15 protein-coding genes are annotated in these 21,866 nt (G+C 47.0%); 5 read left to right on the top strand and 10 right to left on the bottom strand.

Annotated features, from left to right (window positions below; translation table 11 throughout):
• Positions 1–11: 11 nt before the first annotated feature.
• The 5 genes from AC1MEO_RS13785 to mnmH all read right to left on the bottom strand — a co-directional run bounded on the left by AC1MEO_RS13785 (position 12) and on the right by mnmH (position 8,240).
• Entirely contained in the window at positions 12–1,217 is a 1,206-nt protein-coding gene (locus tag AC1MEO_RS13785) for a multidrug effflux MFS transporter (protein WP_480331294.1), read from the bottom strand.
• A 678-nt stretch (positions 1,218–1,895) separates the two neighbouring features.
• Positions 1,896–2,969: a branched-chain amino acid aminotransferase gene (locus tag AC1MEO_RS13780; protein ID WP_480331292.1), complete on the bottom strand. Its 1,074-nt coding sequence runs from the start codon at positions 2,967–2,969 to the stop codon at positions 1,896–1,898.
• A gap of 146 nt (positions 2,970–3,115) precedes the next feature.
• Positions 3,116–3,730 carry an NUDIX hydrolase gene (locus tag AC1MEO_RS13775; protein ID WP_480331290.1) on the bottom strand — a complete coding sequence of 205 codons (615 nt, stop codon included), beginning with the start codon at positions 3,728–3,730 and terminating at the stop codon, positions 3,116–3,118.
• 116 nt (positions 3,731–3,846) lie between these two features.
• Positions 3,847–7,008, bottom strand: coding sequence for a DEAD/DEAH box helicase (locus AC1MEO_RS13770; protein ID WP_480331288.1), 3,162 nt, complete (start codon positions 7,006–7,008; stop codon positions 3,847–3,849).
• Between the two features lie 182 nt (positions 7,009–7,190).
• Positions 7,191–8,240 (bottom strand): tRNA 2-selenouridine(34) synthase MnmH, encoded by a 1,050-nt coding sequence (mnmH, locus tag AC1MEO_RS13765; protein ID WP_480331286.1) that lies wholly within the window; start codon positions 8,238–8,240, stop codon positions 7,191–7,193.
• 292 nt (positions 8,241–8,532) lie between these two features.
• On the opposite strand from mnmH, the gene AC1MEO_RS13760 reads away from it, so the two are divergent.
• Positions 8,533–9,792, top strand: coding sequence for a YeeE/YedE family protein (locus tag AC1MEO_RS13760; RefSeq protein WP_480331284.1), 1,260 nt, complete (start codon positions 8,533–8,535; stop codon positions 9,790–9,792).
• Between the two features lie 92 nt (positions 9,793–9,884).
• Here AC1MEO_RS13760 and AC1MEO_RS13755 read toward each other — a convergent pair whose 3' ends face one another.
• Positions 9,885–10,766: a Cof-type HAD-IIB family hydrolase gene (locus tag AC1MEO_RS13755; protein WP_480331282.1), complete on the bottom strand. Its 882-nt coding sequence runs from the start codon at positions 10,764–10,766 to the stop codon at positions 9,885–9,887.
• 342 nt (positions 10,767–11,108) lie between these two features.
• Here AC1MEO_RS13755 and glcT point away from each other — a divergent pair, with 342 nt between their 5' ends.
• From glcT to AC1MEO_RS13735, 4 genes are all read left to right on the top strand, one after another.
• The gene (glcT, locus tag AC1MEO_RS13750; protein WP_480331280.1) at positions 11,109–11,951 is read left to right on the top strand and encodes a glucose PTS transporter transcription antiterminator GlcT; all 843 of its coding nucleotides are present in this window, start codon (positions 11,109–11,111) and stop codon (positions 11,949–11,951) included.
• Positions 11,952–12,115: 164 nt separating this feature from the next.
• On the top strand, positions 12,116–14,152 hold the full coding sequence (ptsG, locus tag AC1MEO_RS13745; RefSeq protein ID WP_480331278.1) for a glucose-specific PTS transporter subunit IIBC: 2,037 nt from the start codon (positions 12,116–12,118) through the stop codon (positions 14,150–14,152).
• Positions 14,153–14,248: 96 nt separating this feature from the next.
• Entirely contained in the window at positions 14,249–15,055 is an 807-nt protein-coding gene (locus AC1MEO_RS13740) for an endonuclease/exonuclease/phosphatase family protein (RefSeq protein WP_480331276.1), read from the top strand.
• Between the two features lie 184 nt (positions 15,056–15,239).
• Positions 15,240–15,782: an ECF transporter S component gene (locus AC1MEO_RS13735; RefSeq protein ID WP_480331274.1), complete on the top strand. Its 543-nt coding sequence runs from the start codon at positions 15,240–15,242 to the stop codon at positions 15,780–15,782.
• A 57-nt stretch (positions 15,783–15,839) separates the two neighbouring features.
• Here the strand turns inward: AC1MEO_RS13735 and AC1MEO_RS13730 are convergent, their stop codons facing one another.
• The 4 genes from AC1MEO_RS13730 to AC1MEO_RS13715 form a co-directional block, all read right to left on the bottom strand.
• Entirely contained in the window at positions 15,840–16,481 is a 642-nt protein-coding gene (locus AC1MEO_RS13730) for an O-methyltransferase (protein ID WP_480331272.1), read from the bottom strand.
• Positions 16,482–16,621: 140 nt separating this feature from the next.
• Complete coding sequence (locus AC1MEO_RS13725) at positions 16,622–18,121, bottom strand: malate:quinone oxidoreductase (RefSeq protein ID WP_480331270.1); 1,500 nt, start codon at positions 18,119–18,121, stop codon at positions 16,622–16,624.
• A gap of 314 nt (positions 18,122–18,435) precedes the next feature.
• The gene (locus AC1MEO_RS13720; RefSeq protein WP_480331268.1) at positions 18,436–19,578 is read right to left on the bottom strand and encodes a mannitol-1-phosphate 5-dehydrogenase; all 1,143 of its coding nucleotides are present in this window, start codon (positions 19,576–19,578) and stop codon (positions 18,436–18,438) included.
• Between the two features lie 6 nt (positions 19,579–19,584).
• Positions 19,585–21,672, bottom strand: coding sequence for a BglG family transcription antiterminator (locus AC1MEO_RS13715; protein WP_480331266.1), 2,088 nt, complete (start codon positions 21,670–21,672; stop codon positions 19,585–19,587).
• Between the last annotated feature and the right edge of the window lie 194 nt (positions 21,673–21,866).

Raw genomic sequence — 21,866 nt, 5'->3', positions numbered from 1 at the left:
CGGGCTTTCGCTTATTGGGAAGCGGTTGCTGTTGAATTTTTCGCCAGCAGCAGATATGCCAGTAACGCGATCAAGCACATGGAAAAGATGACAACCCCCATTGGAACTGCCGTGTTTTCTCCAGCAATCCCCACTAATGGTGCAGTTGCTGCTCCAAGGATAAAAGGCAATAGCCCAAGCAAAGCGGAGGCGCTTCCGGCTACATGGCCCTGGCTTTCCATGGCGAGTGTAAACGCGGCCGTCCCCACCACGCCAATGGACATGACGAAAAAGAAAATCGGGATGACAACTGCCCATAACGGTCCTTGCAACAAGACGACAGCCAATAGGACGGCCCCGGCACCCGTGGCACTGTATAAGGCTGTTTCCAGGAAACGTTTTTCAGACCAGACATACGAAAAGCGGCCAACAGCGTAGCTGCCGAGTATCAAACCGATGCCATTCATCCCGAACAGCAGGCTGAATACCTGTGGCGATACCCCATAGATGTTCTGGTAGATGAAGGGAGTTCCTGACACATAGGCAAAAACACCACCGATCAGAAAGCCTTGCGCCAGCGCATAGCCGGTAAACTGTCGGTTCTTTAAAATCCCGGCAAAATTGCTGAAGGTCGTTCCCAGGTTGCTCGGAACGCGTTTTTCAGGCGGCAGGCTTTCCTTTAGGCGGAAAGCAGAAATCAGCAACAGGACAATTCCCAATACCGTCAGCACTAGGAAAATCCCTCTCCAGTCTGCAAATAGCAGAACTCCGCTTCCAACTGAAGGCGCCAGCAGCGGAACCAGGTTGTTGACGACCATCAACAAAGCGAACAATCTCGTCAATTCCGCCCCATTGCTGACGTCCCGCACTATTGCCCGGGAAATAACCAGTCCGCCAGAAGCGGCAAAGCCCTGTACGAAACGCAAAAGAACGAATATGTAGATGTTCGGAGCAAATATACAGGCAACCGATGCCACAATATAGGCAACGAGGGAAATCAGCAGCGGCTTCCGCCTTCCCTGCACATCACTAAGCGCACCCGTGATCAATTGGCCAAGTGCGAGTCCGAGCAGGCAGGCCGTCAAACTTAATTGAACAGCAGTGGCATTCGTTTCATAGACATCCGCAAGAATTGGAAAAGCCGGTAAATACATATCGATCGTGAATGGAATCAAAGAAGTCAAGGCACCCATCAATAAAATAAAATGGACGCGTTTTAAGCCAGTCAAACTTTCCAATACTTACACCTTCTTTTCTATCATAAAAACATATGAGCTTGTAGACAAAAATATGTATGACATTTAAAGAATGAATTCATATTTCATCATGTTTATACTGGATCCTGCGCTCCAGGCGGACGCTTTCCGCGGGCTCGCGCCGAACTAACTCGGACTGGCGCCCGAGTGGATTTCGGCACTTCGCTGTTCCCGCAGGAGTCGCCGCCTTGCGCTCCGGATCCTTGAGTGAAGAGTTTACCAAATTTGTTGGGACTATTTTTTCTGGAACAGACCAGCAGGCTTCTTTCTTGGATTGAAGTGACACTCCCCAAGCGGGGCTGGTCAAGAAGACTCCTGTGGAATCAGTAAAGGCTGAAGCCGAGCCCGCAAAAAACGAAGTGGCTGGGCTGGTTGGGGTTATGCACCGCTATTTATTTTGGGTAGAGTTTGTATACAGCCTCAACACTACATAAATCATTTTCTCAAGTTGTTGAAGAAATCCCTCCAGAAAGAAAAAACACCGTTTTCTAACATAACATAAAAGCTCCAGTGTTTCTTCAAATATATTCTCTCTTATCCAACTTTTTAAACCTCCAATTCAATAGGACAGCTAAAAACCCGTCGCTGCCGGGCTATCCCAAAGGATAACCCGGCAGCGACGGGCATAAGAAATTCTACTAGATAAAAAGAAAATCTGATTTATTTTACTTCCACAGTCCAGCCCAGTGTATCTTCAATCTTCCCTGTCTGGATTCCTGTGATCGTATCGTAAAGTTTTTGTGATAACTCACCGATTTCGTGGTTGTTGATGATCATTTTCTTGCCTTGCCAGTTCAATTCTCCGACTGGAGAAATAACTGCTGCCGTTCCGGTGCCGAAGACTTCTTCGACTTGGCCGGCTTCATAAGCTTCGTACAGTTCATTGATGGAAACACGTTTTTCTGTTACCGTGATGCCCCATGTGCCAAGCAATTCAATGATGGACATGCGCGTGATGCCTTTTAGGATGCTGCCATTCAACTCAGGCGTCACCACTTCACCGTTGATCTTGAAGAAGATGTTCATGCTGCCGACTTCTTCGATGTATTTCTTCTCGACACCGTCAAGCCACAACACATCCGCATTTCCTTCTTTCTTGGCATTGGCCTGCGCCTGATAGCCGGATGAATAGTTTCCAGCAGTTTTGGCCATACCCGTTCCGCCTTTTACTGCGCGGGTGAATTTGTCTTCCACATGAATGACGACTGGTTGAAGGCCGCCTGGGAAATAAGAGCCTACCGGTGACAGGATGACCATGTATTTATAAGTCTGAGACGGCCCGACTGCAAGGTTGGCGTCTGTCGAAATGATATAAGGACGGATATACAGGGACGTTCCAGGTGTTTTCGGAACCCACTCTTTTTCAAGCTTGATCAATTGCGTCAAATGCTCCAAAGCCTGTTCTTCATCGATTGCCGGAATGCTCAGGCGTTCGCTTGACAGGTTCAGGCGTTCAAAGTTCTTTTCGGGACGGAACAATAAAATACGGCCGTCCTCTGTATGATAGGCCTTCATGCCTTCAAAAACCGTTTGGCCATAATGGAAAATCATTGCTGCGGGATCCAAAGTGATTGGGCCATAAGGAACAATTTTCGGATCGTACCAGCCTTTTTGGGTTTCATACTCCAGGATGTACATATGATCTGTAAATGTAGTCCCGAATGGCACCTGGTCTTTCACCGGTTTTTCTTTTTTGCTGTTATTTTCAATAACTTCAAGTTGATACGTAGTCATCGTCAGGACTCCTTTTGTAAAAATAATTTTAATTATCAGTAATATGAATAATTATACACGTTCTTTCTGTCCTTTAAAAGCTCCACCGGTCCATAATGCCAAAATTGCGATAAAAGACCCGTTACTCGCCCAAACAAAAAGACCATTCAGCGAATGATCTCAATAAAGTGGGCAAGGATTTTGGCGGTCAGCCCCCAAATGACTTTGTCTCCATAAATATAAAAATACTCATCAACCTGGCGCGTCCGCCAATTGTAATTTTCCCCTCCGGCAATCAAATCGTAGGGAAAGCTTTCCTCCGGTTGGATATCGAAATTGATGCGGTATACTTTCGGCTCTTTCTCCAGAAAAAAGGACAGCGGCACTGTAAAGATGCTATCGACTTCAGGTGGATTCGGCTCGAACACAACCTCTGGATCGATGACACCGGCGAAAGTGTATACAATCATGCCAAAAGGCGAAACAATATAATCCAATGGAAAGATATCCGAGATTTCGGCTCTTTCTATTCCAAGCTCTTCAATCGTTTCCCGGACGGCCGTATCTTCTTCCGTCTGGTCCTGAAAATCTATTTTTCCACCAGGAAAACAAATTTCCCCCGGCTGGTTTCTTAAGTCAAAAGAGCGGACTTCAAAGAGGACATGAATTTCTCCATCTTTTTCGATAAGGGGCAAAAGAATTGCATATTTTGAGAAATCCTTATTTCCCAATACATCAGGGATACGGTTTTTCACTTTTTCCAGTATGCTTTTCGGATCCATATCAACACCTCAGCTCTCTTTCACCCATTTTACCAAACCAGGCGCAATAATTCCTTTTCAAAGATGAGCTATGCAACAGATTGATGGCTAAATAAGATAATCAGCAGATGGCCGGGCTACATCGTCAGGATTTCCCGAATATCTTCTGCCGACATCGCCTTCAGCGGTTCTTCCCCCGACTGGATGACATCGTCGATCAAGTTTTTCTTTTTCATCTGCAGTTCGTTGATCTTTTCTTCGATGGTTCCCTTGGCGACCAGCCGAATCACCTGTACTTCCTCCTTCTGTCCCATGCGATGCGCCCGGTCAGCGGCTTGCTGCTCGACAGCGGGATTCCACCACAGGTCATACAGTATGACTGTATCGGCCCCGGTCAGATTCAGTCCGGTGCCGCCGGCTTTCAAGGAAATCAAAAACAAGTTTCCTTCTCCTTCATTAAAACGCTGGCATAGATCTACCCGTTCCACGGGCGGTGTCTGGCCGTCCAAATAAAAATAAGGGACTCCTTCTTTCGCCAATTGGCGGCCGATGATTCCGAGCATTTGGGTGAATTGCGAAAATACCAGCACACGCCGTCCCGACAGCCGGCATTCCTCCACAAGTTCCATCAATTGATCGAACTTGCCGGACCCGCCATCGTAGCCTTCCACGAACAACGCAGGATGGCAGCATAATTGGCGCAGCCGGGTCAGCCCGGCCAAAATCCGGATGCGGTTTTTCTGGAAACTGTCTTTGTTCAAATGCTTTAACGCATCCTGTTTCAGCTCAGCTAAATAAGCCGCGTATAATTTCTTCTGCTCTTTCTGCAGTTCTGAATAATGGATGGTCTCCACTTTATCCGGAAGCTCTGTCAACACGTCCGTCTTGAGGCGGCGCAGGATGAACGGGCGCACCCGTTTCTTGATGCTGTCGCGCCTCATTTCACTGAACAGCCTACGGTTTGGCAGCAGTTCCGGAAACACCACATTAAAAATCGACCATAATTCATCCAGCGAGTTTTCAATCGGGGTCCCGGTGAGCGCAAACCGGTGATCCGCCTGGATTTCCCGGACCGCCTTCGCCGTTTGGGTGACCGGGTTCTTGAAAGCTTGTGCTTCATCCAAAAACACCGTATGGAAGTGTTGATTTCGGTATAGCACCTGATCCATACGCAGGGACGGATAGGAAGTGATGACCACATCCAGATCCAGCTCCTGTGTTTTTCGAATCAATGAAGCCCTTTGTGTTTTATTGCCATCGATGATTCCGGCTTTGAGTTCTGGTGCAAACTTCGCCAGTTCATTGAGCCAGTTGTAGACCAGCGACGAAGGCGCGACGACCAGGACCGGTTGTTGCTGTTTGCGGATTTCCGGCAACACCGACACGATAAAGGCGATGCTTTGCAGGGTTTTGCCAAGTCCCATGTCATCAGCCAAAATGCCACCGAATTTATACCTCGCCAGCAGCTTGAGCCAGCGGAAACCGGCTTCCTGGTAATCGCGCAGGACGCCATCCAAACTTTCCGGTATATCAGTCCCCAACTCATCCGGTCGATTCAGGTTTTGCAGCAAGTGGGCAAAGCTTGCACCGGGATCGAGCAGCTGCCCTTCGTCCAGTGAAGCCACTAACTGCAGGCCATGAATCAAGGGGATGCGGATTTCTTCCCGCCCGAAATTAGCCGAATTAATGTCTAATTCGCGCAGAAAATCGCTTAACTCCATGAATTCCGCTGTCTCCAGAGACATTAACGTACCGTTAGGGATTCGGTAATAAGGGCGCTTTTCCTCCAAAGCCTTCAAAATCTTCTTGATCTCCGCTTCCGGGATGTCCTGCAGGTCAAAGCGGAACTCCAGCCAATCGGTGCGCTCACTGATTTCAACTTTCACTTTCGGACCGCCATAGTTTTTCTGGACGCGCAGCTTGACGGCAGTCGTCGCGTAAATCTGCAGCAGCTCTTCCAGCACAGGAATGACGTGGTACAGAAAATGGTACTCCGATTCCTCGTCCTGCATATAGAAGCCGCCGTCGGTCTGTGCAAAGGCGCTGTCTTTCATAATCTGCAAGATGGCCTGCTCCTGCTCGCGCTGCCTGCGGATTCCCGGGTAATGGCGGAATTCGTCCTCTGGTTCTTCACAAGGGTTGATGACCAAATGGCCATAATGGAATTCCACTCCTGCCAGCAGCCGGTGCTTGATGCGGTCAAGATACAGTTCGGCACGGAGAGGTGTTTCCACCAGCCGGTCTGCTACTGCTCCACTGATGTGCACTTGCCCTAAACGCTCCAGCCCCGGCACGACGGTCGCCATGAAATGGTCCATTTCCTCTGCTGAAATGAGCAGCTGGTCCACCGAGCCAGGCAATAATCCCTTTAATTCCGTTAGGCGTTTGGCATCTTCTCCCACTAAATGGACCAAGGCGCCGTCTGCAATCGCCATTTCATAGGCGCTTAAGATCAGCACTCCTTCCAAGCCTTCGACATCCAGCCGAAAGCCGCCGGAACGGTTTTCGTCAAAGTGGAAAGACAGGGGCAATTCTTTTTCGATGTGGATGCCTTCCGTAAGCCGCCCTGCACTAACAAGCTTGACGTAAGGGAGGTCTTGCATCAAAGGCAGCAGCCGCTCCCAGTCCGAAGCCGCCAAAACCAGCAGATCCGCTCGTCCTCCTTTTTCGGCACCTGAAATTCGAGTTTTCACCAAATAATCGAGAACTTTTTCAGTTTTTTCCTCCAGCCGATGATCTTCTGGTGAGTAATGGAATCGGGATGATTCGCTGTACGGTTCCTCACTCTTCACCGCTTCAAGGAAATCGCCGATATTCCCAACAGGTTCCAGCTCCACTGCTCCTACGGCTATCCTTAGGCCCAATACGTTTCCCGTTTCTTCCACCAGGACCGGAAGCAAGGTGAATTCGACCCGAAGTGTTTGCCGCTTGTCGAAATACTGCCGTCTGCCTTTTGTCCCTGCTGCTTGGCGGGCAAATAAATCCAACATTTTCATTGCAGGGTTTTCACGTTGCTGCATGTCGTCAATCGCCAGCAGAACACCCGCAATATGATGGCAATAAGTCGCCACAAATCCGACTGGCGGACAGCTGCAGGAAGCCAGAAGTTCCCCATCCTCTTCCTGCCTGACGCTGACGTGAACTTCGTTGCGTCCGGTGACGATGCCTTTGATGAGCCGGTCGTCATTCAGATCCGGTGAAAGCCGGATTTTGCCGGCCTGAATAAAAGACAGGCCTTTTTTATAGGCGGCCTGTCCGCATAATTTTTTTATTTTTGTTTCATTAAGTGAGAAGTTCATGAGGCCAGTTCCTTCCTGAGATACCTGAATACCGGAGACCGTTGCGAAAAATTCTGCAGCTCTCTCCATTATCCCTAACTGCGTGGCGCTAATCAACTTAGCCCATTCTTCACCTTTGATAAGTACAGAAAATCCCCTGCAACAGGAAGTTGAGGGGATTTTCTGTACTTATAAAGAGTCCATTAGCTGACCGGTGACTTTTCGATTTCGGGAATCTGTTCTTTTATCGCTTTGATGGCTTCTTCAAGATTTTGTACCTGCAGCACTTTCTTTTGCTGGTCCGGGTATTGAAGACCGGTATGCTTATAGCGCGAGTCGTAATAATACTCCAGCAACAGGCGAACCGCAGAGGAGAATTCCCCTAGTTCCAGATCCGATTCTATCCTTTTTGAAATATCCTGGGGCATCCGTGATTTGATCCGCTGAAATGCAGCGATGCATTCAGCCTGATATTCCACCGGACGGTAATCTTCAATAATCTCTTTGATCCGTTCTTCCATCGGCATATCGATGACGAGCTGGACACTCCTGTTTTTCAGTTCCATGACCCAGCTCGGAATGACCACTTTGCCGATCCGTGAACTTTCTGCTTCAAAAAGCACGAAAGGTGCCTTTTCGAGTTCCCGGAATTGCTGGACCAACAGCGAGTCGAATACTTTCTGGTTATGGGGTTCAACACCGATATGGCCAAAGATCGAGCCTTTATGATTGGCCAGCCCTTCCAGGTCGATAACGGGATAGCCTTCTTTTTCCAAAGCCTTCAGAATTCTTGTTTTGCCCGTTCCAGTCAAACCATTCAATACGTATGCTTTAAAAGGGGCTTCCGGCTGCTCCAGCTGGTTGATGACCCATCTCCGGTATTCCCGGATTCCGCCTTCCAACCGGCTGACGTGAACGTCCATCAACGACAAAAGCGTAGCAGTTGTCCGGCTGCGCATGCCGCCACGCCAGCAAAACACTGTTTTATTGCCTTCGATCTGTTTAAATTGCTGAACAAACTCCGGCAATTTGGCTGATATAATTTCAAGGCCGCGCACTTTGGCAGCCTCCACGCTTGCTTGTTTATAAAGGGTCCCGATTTCTGCCCGCTCTGCATCATCGAAAAAAGGAATATTGATGCTGCCGGGTATTGAGAAGTTCTTATATTCAGATGGTGACCTCACATCGACGAGGATCATCTTTTTCTTTTCACTTAACGGAATCAATTCATTTACTGTAATATTGCTGAACATCTAATTTCCTCCAAATACGTGCTTGTTTTACTTATTCTTTCAGTATACACCCATACGGAATGGTTTTCTTTTATGATTGCTTATCTATTGCAGAGCGTCCTCTTCTTTAATTACAATCTATGAAGCCTCTTCTTTAGTTTCCACTCGCGGATATCGATTTCAAAAAAATTCTTTGCTGCTCTAAAGAAGCTTTAACACCGGCTTTTTCAAGCATTTTTCATTGACAGAGCGGGGTTCAGGCATTATGATAACGAAGTATTCCCGACTAATTCACTAAGAAAAGGATGGTTTCATGACTTCAGTTACACATGTTCAACCGGTGAACGATGCTCAAGGTCCGGTTGCCCGGAAAGATACAGCTTTAAACAGTCCCCAGGTTCCACTGATTGTCGGTGGATTGGCAGTTGCGGCTCTATTGATGATTTATCTATTGGCTACTCAACATATTTCACAGCCCATTCTTCTGGTTATCGGCCTATTGCTTGGCTATACCTTATTCCATGCACGTTTTGGCTTTACTTCCGCGTTCCGTCGCCTGGCATCTGTCGGCAACGGGCAGGCTATGCGATCACATATGCTGATGCTGGCGATTGCGGTCACATTGTTTGCACCAATTCTGGCATATGGCTACTCGTTCTTCGGGACTGAGGTTGCCGGCTATGTTTCGCCCGTAGGCGTCAGCCTGGTTGTCGGCGCATTCATCTTCGGAATCGGCATGCAGCTCGGCGGCGGCTGCGCTTCCGGTACTTTGTATGCAATCGGCGGCGGACGGACGGTTATGTTTGTGACCTTGCTGTTCTTCATCATTGGAACGACAATCGGCGCTTACCATCTGCCGTTCTGGACAGAAGAAATGCCGGCGTTCGAACCGATTTCGTTAGCCACTTCAACCGGCCTTGGCTATGGCGGCGCTTGGCTTGTATCGATTGTCATTTTCGGTTTGATTGCTTTGATCAGTTTGGCTATCGAGAAAAAGAGACGCGCTCCAAAAATGGCGCCTCTGCCATCCGCTTCTGGATGGAAACGGATTTTCCGCGGTTCATGGCCTTTATTCGCTGCGGCAATCGTCCTGGCTGTATTAAACGCATTGACCTTGATGGTTCGCGGTACGCCTTGGGGCATTACATCGGCCTTTGCACTTTGGGGCTCGAAAATCGCCGAGTTGTTCGGCGTCGATGTAGCAAGCTGGGGGTATTGGCAAGGTGCTAATGCGGCTATGCTTGAGTCTTCAATCTTTGCCGATTCTACGACTATCTTGAACTTTGGTGTCATCATCGGAGCGTTCCTGGCTTCAGCGGCTGGCGGCTTGTTCAAATTCACGAAAGTGAAAGCCGGCAATTTCTTCGCTTCGGTCATCGGCGGCCTATTGATGGGCTATGGCGCCCGTTTAGCATTCGGCTGTAACATCGGTGCCTACTTCGGCGGCATCGCCTCGTTCAGCCTGCACGGCTATATCTGGGGCATCCTGGCATTGGCCGGAACTTTTGTTGCGCTGTATCTTCGCCCATTATTTGGACTGTCGGTACCTAAATCCAACGATTCGGTTTGCTGACAAAAAATACTTATGAAAAATAAAATCCCTCAAAACGGGCACTTTAACAGTGAACGTTTTGGGGGATTCTTTTTGTTTTGCCGCTATTCAATTCATGCTTTTGAAGTTTTTTCTTCCAGTTGTGCCCATACCTTCGATTTCAAGTAATGGTAAACACCATTTTCATCGCAGGTGAATTCCGTCACTTCATCGACCAGCACCTTGATATGATCCGCCGCATTTTTCATCGCGACGGAATGGCTGACATACTCGAACATCTTAACATCGTTGTCGCTGTCTCCGATAGCCAAGGTCTCACAGCCAATTAAACCGAATCGCTCCAGCATCTGTTCGATTCCCGACGCTTTATTGACATCGGCAACCATCACTTCAGCATTATGCGGTGAAGATGGAGTCATCGTGAAGTGCATGTCTTTTTGAAGCTGCTGGAGTTCGACTTTCCAGTCATTGATTTCATCTTGCGTTCTTGCGAAGAAATAAAACTTCGAAAAATGAGCGCCGGTGATTTCTTCCGTCCATTCAATGTCCTCTTCTATTGCTTTTTGTCGCGAGATCCATTCGTTGATCTGAACCGAATCAGGCTTTGGATCACGAACGGCTGCTTCGACAAATGATTGGTCCTGTTTCAGAACCAGCCGTGCTTTTCCATGCGGGAAAAGCTCGTAGTAAATTTTGCGTTCCCGCGCCTTTTCAATGATGGTCTCCACTAAATCCACAGGCAATGCATGCTCAAACACCACTTCTTCTCCGATGTAACCGGCCATGCCGTTGGCGGTGATCCTGCCATCCACCGCAAAGCCTTCCGGAAGCATTTCCTTCAGCTCATCAGCAGATCTGCCTGTTGCGATAAAAACAAATACTCCTGCGCTTCGCAATTCATCTATAATTTCTTTCGTTTTCATGCTCACTTTGTTCGTATGATCTAAAATTGTGCCATCCATATCCAAAAAAACGGCTTTCGGGTTAATCGCCACTCCATTACCTCCTGATGTTAAAATACAATTGATTTAGCTTCAGTATACGCTTTGCTTTTTTTAAACTCAATGAATGTGGAGCGGCCCTTGCCGCCTGCAGGAATAATCCCTATTACAGACAGGCAAGGAATGTTAGAATAAGGCAAAGAAGAATTTTCAGATTTTATTAAGGGTAATGAACGAGCTGCTTGCAAGCACAGGTGATGTTCAACTGGCTTAAAAGGCAGCAAAGCGGCCGGAGTATCATGCAGCAGGTAAGTTCAGCAAACTTAAACTTGCAGAAAATCGTTTTTTTATGCCGGTCAGACAGATACGGAAGTTTGATGGCAGATGGAGGCTAACATGAAACAGATTCTGACCATACAAAAAGTATTGAATAATAATGTCGTCATCGCCAGCAATGATTTATATAAAGAAGTTGTTTTAATCGGCAACGGCCTTGGCTTTAATCGAAAAAAGGGAGACACTGTCCCTTTTGACCAAGCCGATAAAACGTTTTTGCTGCAGGATGAAAAAGAAATGGAGCAATACGTCAATCTGCTTCCTTATATAGAGGAAAAACTCATTGCATTTATCCACGAGCTGCTCCTGTTCATCGAGGCAAAAATGGGCAAAGACTTAAATGAGCATATTCACGTAGCACTGACAGACCATATCGCGTTTGCCATTAATCGGGCAAAAAAAGGAATTCAATTCTCCAATCCTTTTTTATTTGAAATCGAGTCGCTGTACCCAAAAGAATACATTGTGGCACAGGATGTGGTCCGGAAAGTGGAAGAACGGACAGGAGTTTCATTTCCGGAAGGAGAAGTCGGCTTTATCGCACTCCATATCCACAGTGCCGTTACAGATAAGTCGCTGCGTGATATCAACCGGTATCATAACTTGCTGTCAATAATGGTGGGCATCATCGAAGACAGCCTGGATATCCAGTTGGAAAAAGACAATATCGACTACCACCGGCTTATTCAGCATCTTCACCGTGCCATCGACCGCGCCGATAAAGGACATCCCTTGGGGGAAGAAAATAAATTGGCAGCAATGTTGAAAAGTGAATATCCTGTATGCTATAATCTTGCTTGGAAGCTCATTAAAATAATGCAAAACCAATTGAATAAGCCTGTAGATGAGGCGGAAGTCATGTATTTGACGATTCATCTGCAACGCTTGACACATAAATTCTGACCATACGTGTTACTGATTCGATCAGGCATGAGTATGAAAAGATGCAAAAGTTGACCACTAGGACAAAACTGTCCTTTTATCGGCTTTTCCCTTTTCTTGCTCATGCCTTTTTTCGTGTCTTCAATTGGGCTGTTCTATATTTGAAACAACGAGGAGGAAATTACATGTCATTCAATTTGTTCGGTACCTTGCAAAAAGTAGGTAAAGCACTTATGTTGCCAGTGGCACTCTTGCCAGCTGCCGGTATTCTGTTGGCGTTCGGTACCAGCTTTGCACAAGAATCATTTTTGGAAGCGGTTCCGTTTATGGGAGCTGACTGGATTCAGGCGTTATTATTCGTTATGGCGGAAGCCGGCGGCGTTATTTTCGACAACCTGCCCTTGCTATTTGCTGTAGGTGTCGCGATCGGACTTGCCGGCGGTGATGGAGTAGCGGGACTCGCTGCAATCATCGGTTACCTGATCATGAACGTCACGATGAAAGCTTTTGGTGGCATTACCCTGGAAATGACCGCTGACCCGGCATATGCCAATGTACTGGGAATTCCGACATTGCAGACAGGTGTATTCGGCGGTATTATCGTCGGTGTCATGGCTGCTTTCATGTACAATAAATTCTTCAAAATCGAGTTGCCGCAGTTTTTAGGTTTCTTTGCTGGAAAGCGCTTTGTTCCAATCATCACTGCCTTCTCTGCTGTTTTCCTTGGTATTGTGATGTTCATGGTTTGGCCATTCGCCCAAGCTGGTTTGAATACACTTTCTCACTTTATGCTGGAAACAAACCGTACACTTGCGGCATTCGTATTCGGAACCATTGAACGTTCATTGATTCCTTTCGGTCTCCACCATATCTTCTACTCGCCATTCTGGTTTGAGTTTGGCCAGTATACCAATGCTGCCGGAGAAATTATCCGCGGCGACCAGCGCATCTTCTTTGCACAACTGCAGGATGGTGTAGACTTTACTGCCGGTACATTCATGACCGGTAAATTCCCGTTCATGATGTTCGGCCTTCCGGCTGCTGCACTTGCCATCTACCACTGTGCACGCCCGGAGAAAAAGAAAATTGTCGGAGGCATCATGCTTTCAGGTGCTTTGACTTCATTCCTTACAGGAATTACAGAACCTCTTGAGTTCTCATTCTTGTTTGTGGCGCCGGTCCTGTTCGGTATCCATGCGATTTTCGCGGGTCTGTCGTTCATGACGATGCACTTGCTCAGCGTTAAGATCGGCATGACATTCTCCGGTGGACTGATTGACTTCCTGCTGTTCGGCGTACTGCCTGGCAGAACAGAATGGTTCTGGGTCATTGTCGTCGGTCTGGTGTTCTCATTCATCTACTACTTCGGTTTCCGTTTCGCCATCCAGAAATTCAATTTGATGACGCCTGGACGCGAACCAGATGAAGAAGGCGATGACGAAACAACAGAAGTCGGCGACCTGCCGCATGAAATTCTTGCTGCCATGGGCGGACAAGAAAATATCACCCATCTTGACGCCTGTATCACACGCCTGCGTGTCAGCGTAGCAGATAAAGGCAATGTCGATAAAAACAGATTGAAAAAACTTGGCGCATCCGGCGTCATGGAAGTCGGCAACAACATCCAGGCCATCTTCGGACCTGTTTCAGACAACCTGCGCGGACAAATGCAGGATATTATGGATGGCAAATCGCCACGCCCAGCTGCTAAAACGGCTGCTGCAACTGAAAATGCTGTTGCTTCGTCGACACCATTGGAATTCAACAGCCCGATTTCAGGAGAACTCCTGCCGATTTCAGAAGTTCCGGATCAGGTATTCTCCGGTAAAATGGTTGGAGATGGCTTTGCCATCAAGCCGACAGAAGGAAAAGTCTTCTCTCCGGTAAACGGTAAAGTCGTCACTGTTTTCCCTACCAAACATGCCATTGGCATCGCGGCGGATAACGGGACGGAAATACTGATCCACATCGGTATTGACACGGTTCACCTGAAAGGTGAAGGCTTCACATCACATATTGAACAAGGCGACCTGGTTGAACAAGGACAGCTTCTGATGGAAATGGACTTGGATTATATCGCTGAAAATGCGGCATCCATCATTACGCCTATCGTCTTCACGAACCTTGAAGAAGGCCAATCGATCAAGCTCATCAAATCCGGCTCAATAGCAGCCAAAGACAAGAGCATCATGGAAATTGTCCATGGAGAGCCTGTAGTCTGATTTAGAAACACCAAACAAAAGCCCGGCGCCTTCGGAAATTTCCCTTAGGCAGCCGGGCTTTATTACATACTGGATTAAAATGGGAGGCTGGAATACGTGAATTTATTGACCTTAAACTGCCATTCCTGGCACGAAGAAAATCAATTTGAAAAAATACGCTGCTTGGCAAAAACCATCAAAGAAAAAGACTATGACGTCATTGCACTCCAAGAAGTCAATCAATCGATCAGTGCAGAGCTGCTCTATGGCGATATTAAGGAAGACAATTTCGGGATAGTCCTGCTCGAGGAGCTTAAAAAGATCGGGGTTGCCGATTATTCGTTTGTCTGGAGCTTTTCCCATCTGGTTTACGGCATCTATGAAGAAGGTGTCGCCATCCTGACTAAACATCCGATTTTAGCAGAAGATTCCTTTTTCGTCAGCCAAAGTACAGACAGCAACTACTGGAAAACACGGAAAATTGTTGGTGTCCAAATCGACTGCCAAGGCATTCCGTTGTCCTTCTATTCCTGCCATATGGGCTGGTGGACCGATGAGGAAGAGCCCTTCAAGCTTCAGGCAGACAGCCTTCTGCAGCAGGCCAAAAAAGATGCACCGCTTTTTCTGATGGGTGATTTCAATAACAGTGCTTCTCTGTCAGGAGAAGGCTATGACCACCTGATCAGCCACGGCCTTTACGATACGTACGGGTTAGCCGGATATAAAGATCAAGGCACAACTGTCGAAGGCAAAATTGCCGGATGGCATGACAACAAACACGACCTGCGCATCGATTTGGTCTTAATGGATACACCTTTTCAGGTGCTGTCTTCCAAAGTCATTTTCAATGGCCGCAATAAATCCATCATCTCCGACCATTTCGGGGTAGAAGTCGATTTGCTGATTGATGGACTATCGGAGTAGTAAGGAACCCGGAGTGCGAAAGAGCTTAGTGCTTCCAGGAGGACCCAAAACCAACTCTGCTTCAGCCGTTCAATAGTAAATTTTTTAAACTGGCCCCTAAGTTTTGTTCGGAATTGATACTTTTAACTGGTTCACCCATCTGCTAATCTTATCTGAAAAAGAAAAGATAGGAAGGTAACCACCCATGCAAAAAACAACCAGCTATTCACCAGCGAATAATTCACGCACTCTTGATTTGATTTTAAGTTCTATGGCCATTGCACTTGTCTTTGTCGCTACATTATTGCTGAATATCCGTCTGCCGATTGCGGCAAATGGCGGGCTTGTCCATCTCGGCACCGCCATGCTCTTCATTATCGCCATCCTTTTCGGGCCTAAGAAGGGGCTGATTGCCGGCGCTGTCGGAATGGGGCTGTTTGATCTGGTTTCCGGCTGGACCTTATGGGCACCGATTACTATACTTGCACGCGGCCTTCAAGGTTACCTGGTCGGGAAAATCGCCTGGTCTGGCGGCAGAAACGGCGGCAGTACGCGGTTCAATATTTTCGCTGCCATCGTTTCGATTCCCTTTATGGTCGCAATCTACTACCTCGGCGAAGCCATCATCTTCAGCAGCTGGATCATTCCGGCCGCTTCGATTCCCGGCAATCTCGTCCAAAACACAGTTGGTCTGATCATCGCGATTCCAGTAGCCGTCGCTTTGAAGAAAACGCCGTTTTTTAAATAAGCTTTCCATAGTGCTATCCAAAAAGAGCATGTCTGAAATTCAGACATGCTCTTTTTTTCAGTTTTTTACTTTTGATACGGTCAAGCCATCACCTGTCGGGATCAACATCGATTCCAGCTGAGGGTGATTAGCCACCATCAGATTAAATGCCTTCATCACTTGGGTATGGCGGCTGACTTCAACAGTTTCATCCGCCACTGTTCCCTTTGCGAGTACATTGTCTGCCACAATCAATGCACCGGGCTCAGACAGTTTTACGCAATAGTTCAAGTAGTTTTCATAGTTTTCCTTATCGGCGTCGATAAAGAAAAAATCGAACTTGCGATTTTCCTGCACTAGGGTTTCCAGGCTCTCTAAAGCCGCTCCGGTCATATAAGTAACCTGATCACCAAAGCCCGCTTCCGTTAAATTATGGTGCGCCAGTTCGGCATACCGTTCCTCAAGCTCAAGAGAAGTCAATTTCCCGTCTTTACCGGTGAACCCTCTCGCCAGGCAAATGCCGCTATAGCCGCCAAGCGCTCCGATTTCCAAAATATTTTTTGCACTTGAAATTGATACCAGCATCGCCAGCAGCTTGCCTGACGATGGCGATACAGAAATCGAAGGCATCCCTTTTTCTTCTATCGAGGAAACGACTCTCTCCAAAAGTGAATCGTGCGTCGTGAAGACGGAATCGATGTATTGGTTGATTTTCTTCATGCTCAGGATCTCCTCCTTTGTCACTTGGGTGTTTCTTCTGCGTATACAAATAAATTGTATACGTTTGTAGATAAAACTGTCCAAAAAAAGCCCCTCTCATCGACTTTCATGAGAGGGGCTTACCTAATTATTTTGTAAGCTTATATTCCTACAGGACTTTTTTCATCCAGCTGAAGTGCTTTTGCTGTTGAAATATGAATTTCCTGAAGAAGCTCTGGGTTTTCAGACAATGCAACGCCATAAGACGGAATCATTTCTTTGATTTTTGGTTCCCATTCGCCAACTTGGTCCGGGAAGCATCTTTTGAAGATTTCAAGCATCGCATGAACGGCCGTGGATGCACCTGGAGAAGCTCCGAGCAATGCAGCAACTGAACCATCAGCAGCGGTCACAATTTCTGTACCAAACTGAAGAGTTCCTTTGCCTTTATCCGTATCTTTGATGACCTGTACACGTTGTCCTGCAACAACGACATCCCAGTCCTCAAGTTTGGCAGTCGGGATGAATTCGCGCAATTCTTCTACGCGCTTTTCATTCGACAGCATGACCTGCTGGATCAGATATTTGGTCAATGACATCTCTTTTGCGCCTGCAGCCAGCATCGTGAAGACGTTGTTCGGTTTTACAGATCCGATCAAGTCCAAGTTCGATCCTGTTTTCAGGAACTTCGGAGAAAATCCTGCGAACGGTCCGAACAATAGGGATTTCTTGTTGTCGATAAAGCGTGTGTCCAAATGCGGCACTGACATCGGAGGAGCTCCGACTTTCGCTTTTCCGTATACTTTTGCGTGATGCTGCTCGACGATTTCCGGATCATTGCAGACCAGGAACATCCCGCTTACCGGGAATCCGCCGATATGCTTGGATTCCGGAATGCCTGTTTTTTGAAGCAAAGGCAAGCTTCCGCCGCCGCCGCCGATAAAGACGAAGTCAGCGTTATGGTATTCGATTTTATCGTTTGCAAGGTCCTGCACTTTCACTTCCCAAGTGCCGTCGCCACTGCGTTTAATGTCTTTTACAGCATGCTTGTAATTAATCTCGACCTGTTCTTCTTTCAGGTGGTCAAAAAGCATTTCCGTTAACGCGCCAAAGTTGACGTCCGTCCCGGAATCGATTTTGGTGGCTGCCATCACATCATTTGGAGAACGGCCTTCCATGATAAGCGGAATCCATTCCTTCAGTTTTGCAGGATCAGCGGAATATTCCATTCCTTTGAATAAAGGGCTGGTGGATAATGCTTCAAACCGCTTGTTCAGGAAGCGGACATTGTCTTCTCCCTGCACCAAACTCATGTGAGGAATCGACATGATGAAGTCCTGAGGATTCACGATGCGTTTATTGTTTACAAGGAACGACCAAAACTGTCGTGACAGCTGGAACTGTTCGTTGATGTTGATTGCTTTTTTGATTTCAATAGAACCGTCCGCCTGTTCCGGTGTATAGTTCAGCTCGCATAATGCGGCATGTCCGGTTCCTGCATTATTCCATTCGTTGGAACTTTCAGATCCCGCTTTTTCAAGTTTTTCAAACACTTTGATATTCCAGTCTGGCGCTAGCTCTTTAAGCATTGATCCCAAAGTCGCGCTCATGATTCCAGCACCGATTAAGATGACGTTTCGTTTTTTTTGTAGGTTGTCCATTATAACCGTCCTTATCCCGTATATTTGCAAATAGGTGCAGCTTGCTCCTGATCAAATAATACAAAAAGCCAGGCTCAACCAAAAAACGCACCTTTTCTGCCTCAATCATGCAATTATATCATATCCATCGATTATACCCATCTGCTTTTGCCTGTCAATTATAACTTAAGTAATGCAGCTAAAAAAGAAAGATGTCCATTTTAAGAGGAAATATGCCTGAAAAGCCCAAATGCGGACTTTGTCCAGAATGTCTGCATTTGGGCTTCGCTTATAGGATGGCAAAAGAAATTTTTTACGCTATCATGGTTTGTATTTTATCGGCCTTGTAAAGCCTCATAATGGCGCAGCACTTCTTTGGTGATTTCGCTGTCTTCAGGAAGTCCGCTGACTGTTTTCAAAACAGCCGCCGGTCCGTCTTTCCGGATCATTTCCTGGATTTCCATCGCTTCTTCATCTTCTGGATAATCAAACGACAGCGCAGCGGCAATCGCCTTCGCCAGGTTGGTGTAAGGCAATCCTGCTTTTTGGGCCTGGGTTGCGGGACGGATCAGCCGATCTTCAGGACCCAGCTTGCGGATCGGTGCACGCCCGACTCGTGTAACGCCGTCATTCAAATAGGCATTTTTGAAACGTTCAATGTTCTTGTTGATATAAGCCAAGTGTTCTTCTTCATCAAGGCCATATTCCTTCACCAGATAAGCGCCCGTCTCCTTGAGCGTCTCTCTGACCTGATCCACAATCTTCTCATCAGCCAAAGTTTCGTCGATCGTCGATTTTCCTGCCAGATAACCCAAGTAGGCAATAACGGCATGGCCTGTGTTTACTGTAAACAGCTTCCGTTCAATGAACGGCGCAAGGTCTTTGACCATTTTCATGCCGTTTACCGGCGGGATGTCTCCAGTCGTTTCCACGACCCATTCGTAATAAGGTTCAACCAATACGTCCAGTGAACTTTGATCCTGGATCGGCACGATTCGGTCTACAGCCGAATTGAAGAAATAGATCTTCCCTTCCAGCTGGTTCTTTGTATCTTCGTCGAGGTTATCCAGTATATGCTGCTTCAGGATATCCGTTGCACCAATCTGGTTTTCACAGGCGATGACATAAAGCTTGTCGTCTGTTGCCGTTACGCGCTTCGCTATGCCACGGGCCATCAACGGGGCGATTCTCGGCAGGATGTTCGGGCCGATTGCCGTAGTCAAATAAGTCGCTTGTTGAATCGCATCGATTACTTCGTTGTCATGCGTCATATTATTGATGCCCGACACGTTTTTGATGGTGATGGATTCTTCCTGCGGCTGAGCCATTTTCACCTGATAGCCTTTTTCTTCATTCAGTTTGTTGATGACCTGTTCTGCAACATCCACAAATGTCACGTGGTATCCCGATTCAGAAAATAAAGCTCCGATAAACCCTCTGCCAATGTTTCCTGCTCCAAAATGAACTGCTTGTTTCATTGATCATCATTCCTTTATCAAATTATTTTGTAGATAATCCAAGAAAATATCTTCTAATTTCTGCCGGATCACTTTCTCATTGGATGACGAGAAAATCATCATGGATACATCACTTTCGATCAGGCTAGTACTGATTAAGCTAAGTATTTCCTGCTCTTTTCCCGTCAGCATGGTTGGCGCCAACATCAGCATCAGGTTTTTCATCTGCATGTCTTTGCCGTCCATCCCTTTGACCAAAAGCGGATCGTCCAAATGGATTATTTGGAATACCAGTTGTTGAATAGAGTCATCCCGGCAATGGAAAAGTGCCATATTGGTGTCCGGAATCCCCAATCCGCCTTTTTTTTCACGCTCTTTCAATTCGTGCATAGCAGAGGCTGCGTCTGTAATCAGCCCCTCCACTTTCGCCCGTTCCATTACTTCCTGTAAAACCTTCCAATGATCCGTGGCCCTGTGTTTGTTGAGGACCTTGAAGTTGGCCAAGATCGCTTCCATGCTGCCCTGCACTTCTTTTATTTCCCGCAGGACGTTCTGTATATTGGGGCGGTCATCCGCAAGTGCGTTTTCTGCAGGATTTTCAGGATTCAGGTAATGCTTTTTGCCGGTGATCTTCTCGACATTTTTTTGCAGGTAGCTCTCGATATAGCCGATATCGCTGTCACTCAATAAAGGGCTCACCATAATATAATCCACTTCTGTGATGGGCAGCCGGATCGTCGAAATCACCAGGTCGTAATCCTGAAATTGCGCTGATTGGAAATCGTTGATGGATAACACTTTCACTGAATTGATTTCAGGCAGCTCTTTTTGAATCCGGCTTGCCAGCATCTTGGAAGTCCCGATGCCTGTCGGACAGATGACGACGGCGTCAATCCGGACCTTTTCCTCCCTCATCAGCAAAGCTGAGCCGAAATGCAGAACAATAAAAGCCGTCTCATCAGCCGAAAAGTCCAGCTCCTTGAATTCAGTTTCCAGGCCTTGCTTGACCGCCATGAACAGCACCGGGTATTTCCGCCTGATTTCATCAGTCAACGGATTAAAGGATTCAAGCTTTTGGTTTAACCGGAAAATCGAAGGCCCCATATGCGCGAGAAGTCCCTGATACAGCGAAAAGTCATCAGCCAGATCGACATGCAGCTGAGATGAAACGTCGCGGATCAGATTTTTTATCAGCCCGCCGAGCAGCACGCTGTCGTAATAAGCCAAATCAGCAGCTTGCACTTTCGAACCTTTTAAAATTACTGTCAAAAAATGAATATCTTCTCTAGTCAGCCCAACTGAAAGCTCGTTTCTCAACTCTTTGCAAACATTCTCCATCAAACGATATTCGTTGTTGGCGTCCTGTCCCCCACTATCCGCCGCTTCCAACTGGAAACCAGCTTCTGTGCGTTGAAGAACCAGGCAGCTGTAGACCACCAATCCAATATAATCACTGTCGGCCAATCTTGTTTGTTCCTTATTGATCTTTTGATCTATCAGTCCATCCACGACTACCAAGTATTTGGGTGAAAAGTAGCCTAGAATTTTCTCTTCCTGGTTTTTTCCCTGTTGAAGAAAATACAAACCTTCAACCATCTCTTCATAAAAATGGGCAAGAATGTAACCGCCTAATGCATGGCGTTTATTGGCTTCTCCGCCATTTATTTCTATACCGACGCCTCTTGTCCGTGACAACTCGATTGAAAACTTTCGAAGCCAATCCGTTAAATCATCCAAATAGGCAGTCAATGTGGCAGTGCTGATCCCCAATTGGCCGGCAAGCATCTGCTTTTTAAAAAACGGGCCTTCGTGCAGCAGAATAACCAGCAGCTTCAACTTTCTCTCTTCCGGCGTTTCATCCGCCGGGGTGACGGCGATCAAATTCTGTATCAGGCGGTAGACTTGCTCATTCGGTCCCGCAATAAAAAGCCCTTCATCTCCCGTACGTTCCACGGTTAAATCAAATTGCTTCAACAGCTTCCCGACGGATTTCAAATCCCGCTGAATTGTCCGGGCACTGACATCCAGATACGAAGACAGTGAATGGACCGTATGTTTTCCGGAGGTCCTGACGATCAACTCGATAACGGATTTTTCCCTAAATGTAATAAACATCGATTTCACTCATTTCACTTTTGGATGCCTTTCAAGAGCAGAAAATGTAGCTATATAAGTTGAACTGCTAATTTTTAATAACCGATATTCCGCAAAACAGCTTGCTTGCGCCGAAGCGGTATAGGAATGATAATTCTTTCGTTCAACTTATATAGCACAAAAAGGCAGGAATCCCCGCCTTTCCATTGCTGCTA

The organism is Planococcus sp. BI3 (genome assembly GCF_056680115.1).
This window is presented reverse-complemented; position numbering and strand designations above follow the sequence as displayed.

Excerpts from the sequence above, each read along its gene's own strand:
- AC1MEO_RS13780 (WP_480331292.1), bottom strand. The coding sequence starts at position 2,969 with ATGACTACGTATCAACTTGAAGTTATTGAAAATAACAGCAAAAAAGAA.
- AC1MEO_RS13775 (WP_480331290.1), bottom strand. The coding sequence starts at position 3,730 with ATGGATCCGAAAAGCATACTGGAAAAAGTGAAAAACCGTATCCCTGAT.
- AC1MEO_RS13770 (WP_480331288.1), bottom strand. The coding sequence starts at position 7,008 with ATGAACTTCTCACTTAATGAAACAAAAATAAAAAAATTATGCGGACAG.
- mnmH (WP_480331286.1), bottom strand. The coding sequence starts at position 8,240 with ATGTTCAGCAATATTACAGTAAATGAATTGATTCCGTTAAGTGAAAAG.
- AC1MEO_RS13760 (WP_480331284.1), top strand. The coding sequence starts at position 8,533 with ATGACTTCAGTTACACATGTTCAACCGGTGAACGATGCTCAAGGTCCG.
- glcT (WP_480331280.1), top strand. The coding sequence starts at position 11,109 with ATGAAACAGATTCTGACCATACAAAAAGTATTGAATAATAATGTCGTC.
- ptsG (WP_480331278.1), top strand. The coding sequence starts at position 12,116 with ATGTCATTCAATTTGTTCGGTACCTTGCAAAAAGTAGGTAAAGCACTT.
- AC1MEO_RS13735 (WP_480331274.1), top strand. The coding sequence starts at position 15,240 with ATGCAAAAAACAACCAGCTATTCACCAGCGAATAATTCACGCACTCTT.
- AC1MEO_RS13730 (WP_480331272.1), bottom strand. The coding sequence starts at position 16,481 with ATGAAGAAAATCAACCAATACATCGATTCCGTCTTCACGACGCACGAT.
- AC1MEO_RS13725 (WP_480331270.1), bottom strand. The coding sequence starts at position 18,121 with ATGGACAACCTACAAAAAAAACGAAACGTCATCTTAATCGGTGCTGGA.
- AC1MEO_RS13720 (WP_480331268.1), bottom strand. The coding sequence starts at position 19,578 with ATGAAACAAGCAGTTCATTTTGGAGCAGGAAACATTGGCAGAGGGTTT.
- AC1MEO_RS13715 (WP_480331266.1), bottom strand. The coding sequence starts at position 21,672 with ATGTTTATTACATTTAGGGAAAAATCCGTTATCGAGTTGATCGTCAGG.